Consider the following 14,837-nt stretch of genomic DNA (forward strand, 5'->3'; position numbering starts at 1 on the left):
TCCAGCGTCATGGCCTGCAGTTCGAGCCGATGCAAGCGCTGATCGAGTTCGCGTGCGCGGACAAGGAAGTATTGGTCTACGGCGAGAATTAGCGTGATAGCGAAAACTACGGCGAAACACAGCACGACCGTCAGACGGGGGCGCAAACTTGCGCGGCGCCAAATGGACTTCACAAGCCTGTCCGCCGGGGCGTTCGTGGGCATACTTGTTCTCCTGAGCGCGCAGTCTTGGCCAAAACCGGGAATTCAGTGTACCTCCCCTCGCTATCTGCGGGCCGACGCACGCCCCCTGGTTTCCGAGTTCTAGTGCGATGAACGACTCGTCGGGGGCGGAAATCAGATTGAAAGCGGACTGATTTTTCGAGATGCTGTAGGTCTCTTCAGGGTCGACTGCGGAAGTTCGGAGCGGCAGTAGGATGGACGAGCAGCGTTGGGCGACGACCTTCCGAGTTCGGCCATCAACATTCGTGCGCGAGTCCAGTGCGAATGACCGCAGTTCACTCCACAAGAGCCATACAATTGGGCGGACTACGTGCGGCGAAGCCGCGGGCGTCGTCGCACTATCCGACTAAGCGTTTTGCGCGTCGCGAGCGCATTGATCCATTGCCCGAAAGCGGTGAGCTTCAGGGATGTATGTCGTTGACCGACGGCGTAGTTCGCGTATGGTGGGAAGCCCCAAAGTTGCTCAGGACATGAGGGCTTTCAGGCGGCGCCAGAACGCGGAAAAGCGGTGCTGTTCCCGCGTTTGCAGCGAAAGTATCGCGTCGTACTGGGCACGTGCTTCGTCGACATGCGGCAGGTTCGACAGGAGGAGGCCGAAGTTCATGATAGTGCTCCGTGCGTCTGGCTTGACGCGTTATTGTGGAAAGCCAGTAGACACGGAAGACCGGGCGGATCATTGGCGCGGCGGCAGAGGTCTACTTGCTTTCCTCACTTAAAAACAAAGGCAGAGGTGAGCGGCATATGGGATAACTGTCAGGGTCCGACATTTCGACTCCTTATCGGTGTTGATGTGCACGACTGACCGTGCGTACTTGTTCACGCGCTCGGCGGCGAACGACTCGCACGAGCGCGAACGAACGTCGCCACGAGTTGAAGCTGCGCCGCGTCGCCATACTGACGAACCCATCAGCAGCGTCCAGATGTCCCTCCGGTTTCAACCCTGTGTCAGGGTAAGCCATGTCGCGCAAACGTAGTGAAAAAATGAGGGCATCGCGTGGAAAAATGCGATAGCGGCTGAATTAATACCTGAATGTTGACGCCGCGTTCTCGGCAGAATCGTGCGACTGCACGCTGCTTGCCGTCTTGATCATACTCATTCGTCTATTGCCGTTTATCCCGCCAGATGTCCATCCGAATCTGTATCCACACCGGCCAGTTGCTAACAGTCGATGAGTGACAGACAAGGGTCGGCTTCTGGCGACCTCATCAGGCAGCAAGTCGGCCACGAAGCAAAGTTCGGCATGTATTATGTACTACCTAGGGAACAACTCCCACTCGCCTGAGAAGAGTCATTCACTTGCCTGCTATCGACTGCGTAACGTGTTACTCAGACAGTATTTCCCATAGACGAGACAGTGGGCCGTCCTCCCATTCGGCGATCCGTTTGCAGAAAAAGCATCCGCAGCGGCCCGCGGTCCTCACCAGGAAAGGATAATCAGCGGCGCGAGGGACGCGATGTAGGCAGCGAGGCCGACAACTGCCCAGCCCGACGCGACTGCGATACAGGCAACGAGCGCCCCGGCGATACCGATCACGCGCATGCCACGCAGACGCGCGCGCCGGCGATCAAATCTTGTTCCAGAATCGCCCGAATTGTGAAGATTGGTCCAACGTGAAAAGCGAAATGGAGTATACATACGGTCGTCCAGTTATTGCGAGCCTCCTGCCTCGTAGCTTACCGGACACAATCTAAAATTACGTTAAAGGGATTTGGCCATCCATAAACGTCCTGTTGCTGCTGACGCAGTTCCGCCAGATTCACCAGATCGACCCAGCTAGACATCGTGGTTGCCGGCACGGCGTTCTCGGGTTCAGCGATACATGCGCGGATTTCATTGAATCCGGCGATGCGAACTGTTCTGAACGAAACACCGAACTCGTAGAGCGAGCCGCAATGTCTTCCAGATCATGGGCGCGAACACCGGCCGGTTGCCGTCTAGTGGCCAACTGCTGCGCTTAACTGCTCGACGATGGGTCCCAGCGCAAGTGCCGGTAGATACGTGAGTGAGGCAATCATGACCACGGACCCGATAAGCAGCCCGACAAAGAGCGCGCTGTGCGTCGCCAGCGTGCCCGGACCCGCTTCTCGCCGAAGTTTGCCCGCCAGCGATCCGGCAATCGCCAGCACAGGTACGATCACAGCAAAGCGGCCAAACCACATCGCAATCGCGAGGATCCAGTTGTAGTACGGCGTATTGGCCGACAGGCCGGCGAACGCGCTGCCGTTATTGTTCGCCGCAGATGAGAACGCGTAGAGAATTTCGCTGAACCCATGCGGGCCGGGGTTCGCAATCCCTGCGATCCCAGCCGGCACCAGCACGGAAACCGCAGTACCGACCAGCACCAGAATGGGCGTCGACAGGATCACCACTGCGACCATCTTCATCTCGAACGCGTCAATCTTCTTGCCAAGGTATTCAGGCGCCCGGCCAATCATCAGCCCGGCAACGAACACAGCCAGCATTGCATAGATGACCATGCTGAAAAGTCCAGAGCCTGGGCCACCGAACACGACTTCGCCCGTCTGCATCAGCACCATCGGTACGAGTCCGCCGACTGGCGTGAACGAATCATGCATCGCGTTGACGGCGCCATCGCCGCCGCTCGTCGTCACCGTCGCATAGAGGGCAGACGTCACTACGCCGAAGCGCGTTTCCTTGCCTTCCATGTTGCCGCCCGACAGATTGACCGACATGTTCGCCATGCCGGTTTGTGGCGCTGCGATGTGAGTGACGGCATGCTGCTCGGCTTGCGCCGTGATCGCGGCTGCCACGACAAACATGACAGCCATGGCCGCGAGCAGCGCCCAGCCTTGCCGACGGTCGCCAACGACCACGCCGAACGTGTAGCAAAGCGCGGCTGGGATCAGCAGAATGGCCAGCATCTGCAAGAAGTTGGCCAACGGCGTTGGGTTTTCATAGGGGTGCGCAGAATTTGCGTTGAAGAAACCGCCACCATCGCCGCTCAACAGCTTGATCGACTCCTGTGAGGCGACCGGACCCATGGGTAGCAACTGCTGCTGCGAAGTCATGCTTTGCTGCACCACGTTTCCTGTGGCGTCGTGCACCGGTTGACCCTGCGCATCCAGTTTTGGCTGCTGCCATGTGATCGCCTGCAAAGTGTGCACCTCGCGGTACGCGTCGAAGTTCTGGATCACGCCTTGCGCCATGAACGCGATTGCGAACAGCACGGAGAGTGGCAGCAGGACGTAGAGAGTCGAGCGCGTCAGATCCACCCAGAGGTTGCCGACCGTCTGCGCGCCGTGCCTCGCGAGTCCCCGCATGAGGGCGAACATCACCGCCATGCCGCTTGCTGCTGAGAGAAAGCTTTGCACGGTAATGCCGAGCATCTGGCTCAAATAGCTCAGGGTCGTTTCGCCGGCGTAACCCTGCCAGCTCGTGTTCGTGACGAAACTCACGGCCGTATTGAAGGCCGAATCCGGACTCACGGCAGGGAGCGCCTGGGGATTGAGCGGCAGCCATTGCTGCACTCTTTGCAGCGCATACAGGAAGAGCAGGCCGACGGCGTTCACCAGAAGCAGCGCAACTGCGTAGGTCTTCCAGGTCATCTCCGAGTCTGGATCGACACCGGCGACGCGATAGATCAGCCGCTCGACAGGCCGTCCGATCACCGACAGCCATGGAGCCCTGCCTTCGGCTGCTCGCGCCATGTAAAGCCCGAGCGGCTTCACGAGTGCGATCAGTACGACCAGAAATAGACTGATCTGAAAGCCGGCACTCGCAATCATCTTGCCTCCCGCAGCCGCCGTAGTCCGCCAAGCGGGCGTTCCATCTCTATTTCAGCTCGCGAAATGTCAATTCGACGGAAAGACTGCGGCGAACCGTATAAAGATCTTGTCAATACGGATTCAGGAGGGCGAGTTGTGCTGCGCGCTACGTCAGCACGTCCACGCGAGATCCGGGATCAGTTCGATGCGAGAAATGAGGAGCCAGAGCCTGTGGGTCAGGTGCCGGCAATAAGATGATTGGGCAGCACGGCGAGCCCATGGGCCGAACCGCTGTGCAACTTACGAAACAGGGTGATCGGCAAGCGGGCCCACGGCGGCTCGCGGTTGTCGTTTTGTTTCACGCAGCAAAGCGAACGAAACGCGCATTCGGCAGTGCGATCTGATGCGTCCATGCGGCCAGTGTCCGTGCAACGACAGGCGCCTTGCTCAGTATCGCGCTTTCGTAGACCTTCCCGGCGAATCGTATTGCATCGACAATGCGGAACCCCTGCCCGCGATAGAACGAGACCAGATGCGCTGCTGGATACGGCGTGTCGAGTGCCAGCTCTGCATAGCCGCGCGTCGCGGCCCAGTGTTCGGCGAATGCCAGCAGGGATTTTCCGATGCCGCGATTCTGCCATGAAGGCTCGATCGCCAGCTGACGGACCGTGGCGACGTCACCGCGATGGTAGTGCTCGCAGGCTGATTCGCTGTCGCGCGCGTAGAGCGTCATCGTGCCGATGATCTCCCCTTCGCTAACTACCACAAAGCAGTCGCCAGCTTGTGCTCGCCGCATCGTGACACTCACATCCTGGTCCACGCAGGTGCAGTTCAACCCCAACATGCCGAGTCGCGCAAACGCACGATGCAGCATCGTCGTGAACTGCTCGTACGAATCGCGCGAGGGATCAAAGCGCCTCAGTACCACGCTGCCGATGCTCCGCTTGCTGCGTGCGAGGGATGCGTGTCTCGCGGTTGTTGAACGTCGTCTCGACATGAGAACTCTCCAGGACTCACCACTCATCAAAAGTCTAGAGTTGACGTTTGTGCCTCACAAGAAAAAATGTCGTAAAGAGAGGCGTTTGCTCTACTCCCGGAAGCGGCCAATTCGCCTGCGCCTGACCCAACGCCCCCTTCGGCAAGCGGACATCGCCTCTCTTCCGATGGCTCCCTGCGCAAGACTCTTCATCGAAGCGGACGATCATGCTGGCGAGCCAAACTTGCGGCGCAGATCCAGATTCATCTGCAACACGTTCACCATCGGCTCACCCACGAGACCGGCGAGCGGCGCATGCGCCGCGTCGTACAGCATCGCGGCGATCTCGGCGCGCACCATCGCCGGACCGCGTTTCGTATCCTTCGCCCATGCCGCCGCCACGCGATCGAGCTGGAACATCGCGTTCGCGAGCGTGATTTCCGGGTCTCGTTCGGCCGCACACGCCTTATCGTGGTGTGAGCCGGACCCTGCCGGACGCTTGAGTCGGCGTGCGGCCGGACGCGATCTGTCGGGTTCGGCAGGCAAGCGTCCGCTGTTCCCGTTGAATGGGCCATGGGCAGGGCGACCGCTAGTTCCCGCGCTCGCACCTATGACCTTGCATTTGCATCGAATGCTGGATTTTTCACTGCCTTGCCGCCCGCGCCGCTATCGCATCGCGGCACGCCCCGCACTGAGCACGAGGATGAACGCCACTCCGAAAAACAGGAGGCCAGGGGTGTATGCATGATCGACGATTGCCACCCGTGTGAGCACCGCTGTTGTCGCGATCCACGCCAGCACGCCGGCAGCCAGAAAGCCATCGTCGATGAAGAGTTCGAGAAGTGCTTGACGCAAGATACGCAAAACCCAATGGCGAGCTGGCTGTGTTGCGGCATCGCCCCGTGCGGCTCCCAAGGGAATCGCCACGTGGGCCCGGTATCTGCGGCACACAATGATCAGCACCTGTGACACGAGCAGATAACCGCCAGCAAGCATGAGAACGGACAGGTCCCCTAACGGCCATTCGAGCGCGAGGCCTTCGCCTGACCAGAACGTGCCAAACGCACAGAGCAGGAGACCGACCGCATATTTCAAGGTGTTCTCCGGCACATTCGCCAATGGTCGGCGCAACACGACGCCGAGACCGCAAACGAGCGCGAAGGCGGCGGCTGCCCCGGCTAATGCGGGGCCCATCTGCCGACTGCTGGCACCCAGCGCGATCACAATGAACACCACTTCCATGCCTTCGAGCATCACGATCTTGAACGATGTCGCAAGGGCGACGGCATCCCATCTGGTATGGCGCACGCCGGCCTGCCCCAGCGCCGTCGTTTCCATCTTGAACACCGTGATCTCGTCGTGAAGCGGCACGACGCCCGTTGCACGCAGTATCGCCTTGCGCAACCATCGCGTACCGAACAACAGCGCAAGGGTGCCGACCAAAAGCCGCACCGCAACGAGCGGCGCCTGCAGCAACGACTGGCCGAGTGCTATGACCAGCACTACCAGCACAAACACGCCGGCTGTTGCACCCGTCAGTGTTGAGCGCCAGCCTCGTATCGACCCGACAGCGAGAATCACAGTCAACGCTTCAACGAACTCGACCAGGGACGCGAGGAATGAAGCAATGACGGACGAACCGGCGTATGCCAATGTCATCATGAAGCCTTCCCGAGGCTGGCTAACAGGACCTGGCAGGAACTGAACATCCTGTCGCGGTGCGGGGAGCACCATATATGGCCGTAGACCGGCGCGAAGCAGCCCAGCGCGTCTCGTATGCGGGTGTCGCAACCAGGTCCGGTTCGGCACGACCGCTTAAGGCGGCAGCCCGCCGACGGACGGCAAGATAGCAATCTCCGAGCGTCCGTTAGCAACGTGACGTAGACACAGCTGCCAGCCTTACAGGACAGGGAACAACCAGAATGCCAGTCCGACGAGCGCGATAAATACTCCGCTCAGCACCTCGCCATAACGCTCCAGTGCGCCCAGTTTGACGCGCTGAAGAGAGGCGGTCGAGCATACGCAAAGCAGTACGTAAGTCAGGATGGTGCTCGCTGCAAAGACGAGCGCCATGATGAGGATGAGGCTCAAACCATACTTCCCTGCGGCAAAGAACGCGGGAATGCCCTCGATCATGGGCGAAGAGCCCAGAATCAGAAGGAGCGCAGTGCGTGACGACGTTTTGCGCCATGCTTCGACGGCATGGCCGTGATCATGGTGGTCGTGTTTGTCGTGATGCTCATGGTCCCCGTGATGATGTTCGTGCTCCGCGAACGTCGTCTGGTACGTGTGCGCGTGATCGCCGTACGTGACCGCGACATCGACGTCGAATCCATGCGGCTCGGGAATGTCGTCCAGCGACTCCCAATACTCGTCGCGCTGCGCGAAAGCGAACGATTGGCGGGTCCCGCCGTCACGTAGTGTTTCAACGGCGACGCTCACCACCGACGCAGGCCGCGTCGAGGTGAAGCGAAAGCGCGGCGGCTGACCGAGCTCGTAAATGGACAGGTCGAGCACGCCGTGCTCACCGAACATCCGCTGCAGTTCAGGGCCATGAATCCCATTGGCGGAATGGTTCTCACCGGCCAGATGGGAAAAATCATGCGTGTGGCCGTGCGGACCATGGCTATGTCCATGGCCATCACCTCTGCGCAGTTCGAGCCATGACGAAATACCGATCCACAGACCAAAGCCGATGAGCGCCACGCTGGAAATGGTGTCGACCCAATGGCCGAACTTCGCGGCCACGGCGACCCCGGCAAGCCAGACAATCGCGGCAAGGATCAGCGTCGTAAAGACGTGGCCCGTTCCGGCCTGAAGCGCCGCTCGCGCGGTCTCGCCCCTGCTCCACCCGCGCTGCCGGGCAATGAGTGTGATGGGCACCCAGTGGTCGGGAACGATGGTGTGCAAAACACCCACGACAAGGACCGCGCAGACAAGCAGAGTTGCCGAACCCGTATTCAGTTGTTCGAAAGAAAGAAAACTCATCGCTGGCTCTACAGATATTTGCTGATTTCCTTGAATTCCGCGAGCGCGGCCTTCGCCGACTCGGGGTCGGCCCCTGCCTGCGCCTCGAGGCAATGGTCCACGTGGTCGTGGATGAGCGCCTTTTTGGCGTTGGTGATGGCCTTCTCGATGGCGTGGAGCTGCTGGGCAAGTTCCACGCAGTTGCGGCCAGCTTCAATCATGGCAATCGTGCTGCGCAGGTGCCCTTCGGCGCGCTTGAGGCGCAAAACGATGTCGGGGTGAGAAGCATGGGTAGTGGTCTTGTCCATGACCATTATCCTATCCTCCTGGAGGGGATAAGTAAACGGTCACGAAGTTTCTTCCGGAACCACTTTTTGCGACCTGGGTTTAAGACGAGACTTGCGATTTCGGGCTCTTGGTGATCGAGTATCAGCAAAGCGCCCGCAACCAGAAAAAACTTCATCGGCCCAGAAGTCACCCGGTGTGCCGCAAGCGTCCCAGTCGCGCCCGATAGCGGACATACGCTACTACACGCTGAGCTTCCGCTTTGGGTCGATAGTACTCATTCGACCGCAGTGACGGCCATTCATGGTCGAGCGAGTGTGGATGGCTGACGAATGACCTGAGGCTGCCACCGGCAATCCTCACTGCCCGGCTCATTCATGCCCAGGTCTGCCTGAAAATTTCGTGGAGGCCGCCCCATCAGCCCGCCCCGCACTTCCACGGGCAGTAAGTATCGTGCGCCGTGTCCCCTGGCCTCAGCGATGGCCGCCAAGAAAGTCGAACCAGTCATGCGCATAAGCGCAGCCGTGATCGGGAATGCCCGAACCGGCGAGCTTCCGGTCGAAGAAGGTTCGGGTCGGCTCGGGAATTTCATCCAGACGCACGTAGCGAAAGCCTGCGTCGTTCGTGTGAACCGTCACCTGCGGTTTCGTCGGCCGAGCTGGCAATGCTTCGGTATCCTCATTCAGCGCGGCGGAAATGCCGCGGGCCACGAGGTCCCACACGCTGCCCGCCCATCTGGGATAACTGCGCACGACGGCGCACTCGCCCACCTCGCCGAGCACTGCATCTTCCAGGGTCACCCGGTAATCCGCGAGCGGCCCGTCGCTCACCCGCGCGATATCCGCCGTCGCGATGACGCGCTTTTCACTTTCCCGTCCCCGGGTAACAACTCAATGGTGATTCGAAGCATCCGCCTCTCCTTTTTGGTGACCGTCTCATCATGCCCGGCGCTATCGATGCGCCGGGCCGACAACGTGATCCTTCGATGCCGCGACGACTGCCTGGGAGTCCAAGGTCAGGGCCTCGCGAGGACGCCTGCCATGCAGCATGCCGCATGGTCGACTCAAACCACGCTGCAATCCGGAACGGGCTGTAGCCTGCAAAAACGCCCAGAATCTGTGCAACTTCGGGAATCGGGTTGCCGGTTTCGTCGAACAGGTAGGCGGGGTACAGGGGCTGACCGGCAAGCTCGACGGCAAAGAAGTTCCATTGACGATCGCCGCGACGGCCTCCGCCGACGGAGCGATTGTATTCTTGCCGGTCCGATCAATGCCGCGTTGTGCTTTCAATCCGAATCCCTCGCCAGCTGCAGGTGCCCAGCCAGCATCCGACCTTCGAGGACGCGGCTGATGGCCTCACTATCAGTACGGGACGCCGTCATCAGGCCGCCCCCGTGTCAGCACCGTGTACTTTGGCTAGCCAGTCCCGGATCCGTTGTTGTGCCTGCGCGTCGCCGATGCCGCGTCGGGAGTCGAGCAGGACGAGATGTGACTCCAGCGCGAGAAAGTCGGTACTCAGATCGCGTGCGCCGTAAACGGAATCATCAATCGCCATCCAGTTCTTCAGGCGATGTTTGAACACGTACGTGCGAATGATGTAGGTCCGCGCGATGCCAATCTTCCAGTCGCCGAAACGCGCCCTGTAGCCCTGCGTTGTGCCGACGACCCGCTTCGCCAGTTGCGCCGGCAGGTATGAAACCACCTGTTCAACGGACAGTTTGCTGAGCCAGGATGTTGTAAGGACGATTTCGACGTCGGGCCAGGGTTCGAGCAGGCTGACCAGCAGCGGCACAAATTCGAACAGCGGGTTTCCTGTATCGAGGGATATCTCGCCGTTTTGGTCAAGCAATGCGTGGCCGCGATGCAGCGCTCCATCGTAGTCTACGAAGAGTGTTGGCACTGGCGCGTCCAGAACGGGCATTTGCGGCTTTGATTCGTTGCTCAAGCGTCGATCCCGGGCATCATGGATTCGGTTCTCAAATAGTCGCTGGGGCGTGTACGGCTTTGCGGGGCAAAAGATGGCGAAGCCGGGGTGTCCTCCTGACCGGCAACGGTTGGGTCTCTGTGCAACGCCATTGGTCAGTTGTCGTTCGAGTGGTCCGGGCATCGGGTTTGCACCCAGCCCTGCTCACCGTCTGCCCGGGTGTGCCGCATATTTCGCACAGCCGGCCGCTCAGCGAAGTGTTCACCAGTTTCACCGGGGTGCTGTGCGCGGGCCGCGCCCATGCTGGGATCGGCACCGGCGATCCGGCTGGACAATATCTCGCCAGCGAAGGCCGCGGCACGCTCCATGGACAGCGACGGCCCCAGCAGGCCACGCAATTGTTCATCGGCGGCATCGGTCGCTGACGAAAAGCCTCCCCCTCCGCAATGGCATCCAGCACCGGAATCTCGAACGCGAACTGTGCCGATCGTGTGATCATGCGTGCAACGGTCTTGCGCACCTCCGTGGCAGCCATTCCGTACGGGACGGCGACGGCGACCAGTGGCCCGCGGTGCGCGCCAATTCCATAACGGTGGGCGAGTAGGTCCGCTTTCCGGCTCGCTGTTTTGTCCAGCGGTTGCCCCGGCCTGAGCAGGTTCCGGCCACGGGTGGCCAGACATTGCGCGACGCGATGGATTGCGTCTTCGAGCGTTTCTGCCTCGATGACCACGCACCACCTGCCATCGTGCACGCCTGGATGCGGCGCCGGAAGCGCCAGCAGTTGCTCCGGTGCAAGCAGGAGTGCACGCGCCCAGGCGCGAAGCCGATCTGCGGTGAGCGTCTTCGGGAACGTTCCCCCTTCCCACTGCAGGAGTGTCGGGCGGGACACACCGCTGGCTTGCGTCACTTCAGCGACCGAAAGGCCGAGTTCCTCGCGCAGGCGCCTTGCATGCGGGCCGAGTTCGTGACATCGGGCGCGGGAAATCCGCGTCGGCACGCCATCACAGCCGCTCCCGCAGGTCTGCACTTTTGCCGCGTCAAATACCGGCTCCGGCAACGGCAGCACTTCCTGACCGAGCAGCCATCCTTGTGGTACCTGCAGGGCAGCTTCCAGCGCTCGCACCATACCTTCCGCAACAGAGCCAGGCAGCCTTCCCCTTTCCCAGTGCACGTACGTCGATTCGGCCACGCCTACATTGCGTGCAAGTTCGCGCTGCGTGAGCCCTACCGCTTCCCGCCGGTCACGCAGGCGCCGCGCAATCTGTACATCGGATCGTGGAAACCACTCACGGTCCCTGGTCATCCCGGCCTCCCGCCTGCGTACCTGCAATATTCATGGAAAGACGCATGCGTCCGATTGCAAAAACCGTGGCCCTCGTGCGCCCGCATCACGTCAGCCGTGTTCAGCCGTCAAAGTCGTACGCGTTGGCCCGCGCGTCATGCAGCGCATGGTGCTCGCCACCATGGCGGGCGAAGTACGCGGCACGCCGCTCCCGGTCGCGACGGCCCGCGATATTCTCAATTCGCCAGCCTCGCGGCAGCGGGCCGCCCAGCAACAACCGGAACAGGTTCAGATCGGTCTCGTAGTCGTAACAGAGCACCGGCGCGGCGTCGCCCGGCACGCTCACCATCCACGCACGCAGCGCCTCGCGCAGCCGTTCAAACGGCATCGCGCGTCCCTCGAACTGGCCAAGCTGCGGCAGCACCACTGCGCGGACAAATTCGCTGTACCACGCCGGATCGAAGGCGGTACGTTCGCCGTAAAACTCGTTGCCGTTCTCGCCAACAATGGCAAGGCTGATCAGCCGACACTGCCGGAAGTCGGTGAATTCCGTGTCGATGAAATAGCGGTTGCCCGGACCACTCCGCAGTTCGGCTGGCAGTGGCCAGAGCAACGCGCCGTGGAAGCCTGTATCTGTCATGTTCCGCTCACGCGCAGAGGCCATATCGCAGATGATTGAGGACGCGCATGACCCATGCGCGCTCTCCCTGCGCCAGCAGTTCAAGCGCGCAGCGTCCGCCGAATCCGGTCGTCCGGCTGGCAAGCCAGGCGGACGCGCCCGCTTCCGATTCGAACACCCCGACAAGTAGATCGACGAGGGCTGGATCGGTCTGACGCAGCGCTTCAACCGCCCGGCGCCCTGACTCCTCCAGGGCCACATACAGTCCGGACACACGCGTCGCCAGCGTTTCGATCTGGGTCATCTCAAACCTCTCCGGTCGGTCAGGCGAGTCGCACGCTTCGCCAGTTGAACGCGGGGCGTGCTATCGCACGCCGCCCGCCACCTGTTTGTAACGTCAAACGGCGTACATCTGCCGATGCGTCAGCCACGACCCGCCGCCCTGTCCCGCGCCCATCGTTCTCCCGTGATAAGGCGGGTTATCACGGCCAGCCTGTTTCCTGCCCGCACAGCGCGGCAAGCCGCGCCTGCAGTTCCGCAAGGACCGCCGGCGCACTGATGCCCAGCACGGGATCGGTGTGCACCAGGTGAGCCCGGCACACCGCCGGCCAACCCGCATCCTCGTCGTCCAGCGCAATCCACCCCTCGGGCCGCCGCCGGCATACGTCGCCCCAGACCTGCACGCCGCGCGGCACGGACCGGAACCACACCGGATCCATCCGGCCGTGGAAGGTCGCGCCAACCACGCGTCGGCGTAGTGCCGGCGGCAGTCGGCGGGCCACCTTGCGCACGCTGCGGAACACGCAAACCCAGCTCGTGGACAGCACAATGCGCAGCTCAGGGTACGGGTCGAGGCAGCGCGCCAGCAGCCCGGCGTGTTCGAACACAACATGCCCTGACGGCGTGGCGACGTAGGGGCCATAGCCCGGCCGGCGCCACACGTCCTCCGGATGCAGGACGCCGTCGAAATCGAGATACAGCACGACGCCGCCCCGCACACGCGGCCGCATGTCCGGCTCTTCAAGCGCCATGCCCCGCCCCATGTCCGGATGTGCCTCCACGGCGAGCCAGGATCAGGCAGGGGCCGGTGCGTCCGGCGCCTTCCCGTGCCAGAGCCGCCTGCCGCGCGCGGGCTTTGTCGCGAGCGCGTACGGCACCGATAACGTGCGCCCCGCCGCCGTCGTGAACCGGGTCACCGTGAGCAGCAGCTTGCCTGTGCTGCGATGTTCGTACTCGGTCACTCCCACCCGGATCTCGCCAAGCGGTTCGAGCGTCCACTTGTCGACTTCCTGTGCCATCCTTGTGCTCAGGATGGCGGCGTCGCGCACGACGACCGCCCCTTCGACGAACTGCTCAAGCGTCGCGGCCGTTTCGCGCAGGTCCAGCATCACGATTGTTGGAACGGCCCGCGAGCGCGGCCGCGACACCCTGAGAATCAGGACGTCCCGCGGCAGCAGTTGCTGAACCGCTGACCATACCCCCCTGCCCGGCAACCCGCCGAAAGGCACGTTCAACGCAGGCACACGGTTACTTTCACACGTCACAAACATACAGCCAGCTACCTCATCGCTATCTATGTGAACCCGCAGCTGTAGTCAAACCAAAACGATTGAAGGGGAAGCTGGAAGGCCGCATTGAAGATTCCGTCGGTGACCTGCGCTTTCCATGCGATGTCCACATGGGTCGGAGCCTGAACCTGCATTTGTTCTTTCCCACGCTGTCGCAGGCTTGCCAAGCACCACGGGACCAGCGACACCCTGCGCCGCATGGGCGCTCGCCTCGTGCAAACGGTACCGGTGACTTGGCTCAAAGGCACCGTGCGATGAAAGCAAATACAGTCTGCGCGGCGAGAGGTCGCAGCGCCAATTAACCCACCACGTGACCGTTCAAGACTGTGCGAGGGTAGCGCTCGCCTCGCGCTATTCGTTTCAACAACGGCTGGACCTAGATCGAACGCGTCAAGCCGTCGCTTCTAAGATTGGCGCGAACGGAATTTTAATCAACGTAGATTTCGTCCGAATTCCACCGCGCGATCAAGCGGCGTACCCGCCCCATGCTCGGATTCAAAGGTTTCCGGTGCGCGCGCATCCTGCTCGGTTGCATCGAGGTGGTTCATATAATCGCCAATGGGCAGATGAAAGGTGACGGCGCCCGACAAACTGTTGCCGAGCAGTTCTAGTCATTGGTAGTATAAGTAGTCCTATTCATATATGGCTTTTCTTAACTTGTAATCGTTATCGCGACAAAACCTTCTGCCGTCGGCCGACGCATCAATCTCGTTCAAAGGCTATCGATTTCCGCCTGACGTGATCAGCTACGCGGTGTGGCTGTACTACCGCTTCCCGCTGAGTCTGCGCATGGTCGAGGAAATCCTGGCCGCGCGAGGTATCGAACTGACGTACGAGACCGTACGGGAGTGGGCGGTAAAGTTCGGCTTGGTGATCGCCAGGCGCATCCGCTCGACGGCGCTTGGACGCGGCGACAAGTGGCACTTCGACGAGCTCGTCGTGACGATCAGTGGCAGGAAGCACTGGCTGTGGCGGGCGGTCGACCAGCACGGTGCGGTGCTTGAAGTACTGGTGCAAAGCCGCCGCGACAAGGCAGCGGCCAAACGGCTCATGCGCAAGCTGCTCAAGCGGCACGGACGTCCGCGCGTGATCGTGACGGACAAGCTGCGCAGCTATACGGCGGCCAACGCTGAACTCTGTCTGAATGTCGAGCACCGGCAGCACAATGGGGTGAAAAACCAGGCGGAGAATTCGCATCAGCCAACGCGGGTGCGCGAGAAGGTCATGCGGCGCTTCAAATCGGCGCGCCAACTCCAGCTTCGCCTAACG

At 61.3% G+C, this 14,837-nt stretch carries 14 protein-coding genes and 2 pseudogenes; 2 read left to right on the plus strand and 14 right to left on the minus strand.

Annotation, left to right across the window (positions count from 1 at the left end):
* Positions 1 to 684: 684 nt before the first annotated feature.
* From AB4Y42_RS32010 to AB4Y42_RS32075, 14 genes are all read right to left on the minus strand, one after another.
* Complete coding sequence (locus AB4Y42_RS32010; protein ID WP_368696420.1) at positions 685 to 825, minus strand: hypothetical protein; 141 nt, start codon at positions 823 to 825, stop codon at positions 685 to 687.
* Positions 826 to 2,157: 1,332 nt separating this feature from the next.
* Positions 2,158 to 3,969: a potassium-transporting ATPase subunit KdpA gene (gene kdpA / locus AB4Y42_RS32015; RefSeq protein ID WP_368696421.1), complete on the minus strand. Its 1,812-nt coding sequence runs from the start codon at positions 3,967 to 3,969 to the stop codon at positions 2,158 to 2,160.
* A gap of 337 nt (positions 3,970 to 4,306) precedes the next feature.
* Positions 4,307 to 4,945: a GNAT family N-acetyltransferase gene (locus AB4Y42_RS32020; protein WP_368696487.1), complete on the minus strand. Its 639-nt coding sequence runs from the start codon at positions 4,943 to 4,945 to the stop codon at positions 4,307 to 4,309.
* 204 nt (positions 4,946 to 5,149) lie between these two features.
* On the minus strand, positions 5,150 to 5,470 hold the full coding sequence (locus tag AB4Y42_RS32025; RefSeq protein ID WP_368696422.1) for a potassium-transporting ATPase subunit C: 321 nt from the start codon (positions 5,468 to 5,470) through the stop codon (positions 5,150 to 5,152).
* A gap of 120 nt (positions 5,471 to 5,590) precedes the next feature.
* A complete protein-coding gene (locus tag AB4Y42_RS32030) occupies positions 5,591 to 6,586 on the minus strand; it encodes a COG4280 domain-containing protein (RefSeq protein WP_368696423.1) in 996 nt (331 codons plus the stop codon).
* A gap of 237 nt (positions 6,587 to 6,823) precedes the next feature.
* Complete coding sequence (locus tag AB4Y42_RS32035; RefSeq protein WP_368696424.1) at positions 6,824 to 7,912, minus strand: hypothetical protein; 1,089 nt, start codon at positions 7,910 to 7,912, stop codon at positions 6,824 to 6,826.
* 8 nt (positions 7,913 to 7,920) lie between these two features.
* Positions 7,921 to 8,199, minus strand: a complete 279-nt coding sequence (locus tag AB4Y42_RS32040) for a metal-sensing transcriptional repressor (RefSeq protein ID WP_368696488.1) — start codon at positions 8,197 to 8,199, stop codon at positions 7,921 to 7,923.
* Positions 8,200 to 8,649: 450 nt separating this feature from the next.
* On the minus strand, positions 8,650 to 9,006 hold the full coding sequence (locus AB4Y42_RS32045; RefSeq protein ID WP_368690153.1) for a hypothetical protein: 357 nt from the start codon (positions 9,004 to 9,006) through the stop codon (positions 8,650 to 8,652).
* 550 nt (positions 9,007 to 9,556) lie between these two features.
* Positions 9,557 to 10,120, minus strand: coding sequence for an HAD domain-containing protein (locus AB4Y42_RS32050; protein ID WP_368690152.1), 564 nt, complete (start codon positions 10,118 to 10,120; stop codon positions 9,557 to 9,559).
* Between the two features lie 31 nt (positions 10,121 to 10,151).
* Complete coding sequence (locus tag AB4Y42_RS32055; protein WP_368696425.1) at positions 10,152 to 11,402, minus strand: helix-turn-helix domain-containing protein; 1,251 nt, start codon at positions 11,400 to 11,402, stop codon at positions 10,152 to 10,154.
* A 100-nt stretch (positions 11,403 to 11,502) separates the two neighbouring features.
* Positions 11,503 to 12,021, minus strand: a complete 519-nt coding sequence (locus tag AB4Y42_RS32060) for a hypothetical protein (RefSeq protein WP_368696426.1) — start codon at positions 12,019 to 12,021, stop codon at positions 11,503 to 11,505.
* Positions 12,022 to 12,028: 7 nt separating this feature from the next.
* Entirely contained in the window at positions 12,029 to 12,304 is a 276-nt protein-coding gene (locus AB4Y42_RS32065) for an MbcA/ParS/Xre antitoxin family protein (RefSeq protein ID WP_368696427.1), read from the minus strand.
* Between the two features lie 178 nt (positions 12,305 to 12,482).
* Positions 12,483 to 13,031, minus strand: coding sequence for an HAD domain-containing protein (locus tag AB4Y42_RS32070; RefSeq protein ID WP_368696428.1), 549 nt, complete (start codon positions 13,029 to 13,031; stop codon positions 12,483 to 12,485).
* Between the two features lie 42 nt (positions 13,032 to 13,073).
* Positions 13,074 to 13,388 carry a hypothetical protein gene (locus AB4Y42_RS32075; protein ID WP_368690175.1) on the minus strand — a complete coding sequence of 105 codons (315 nt, stop codon included), beginning with the start codon at positions 13,386 to 13,388 and terminating at the stop codon, positions 13,074 to 13,076.
* A 629-nt stretch (positions 13,389 to 14,017) separates the two neighbouring features.
* On the opposite strand from AB4Y42_RS32075, the pseudogene AB4Y42_RS32080 reads away from it, so the two are divergent.
* Positions 14,018 to 14,179 (plus strand): annotated as a pseudogene (locus tag AB4Y42_RS32080) (IS6 family transposase); the annotation flags it as partial.
* 73 nt (positions 14,180 to 14,252) lie between these two features.
* Positions 14,253 to 14,837 (plus strand): annotated as a pseudogene (locus AB4Y42_RS32085) (IS6 family transposase); the annotation flags it as partial.

The sequence above is a fragment of the Paraburkholderia sp. EG286B genome (assembly GCF_040965655.1).
In the GTDB taxonomy this organism is placed as follows: domain Bacteria; phylum Pseudomonadota; class Gammaproteobacteria; order Burkholderiales; family Burkholderiaceae; genus Paraburkholderia.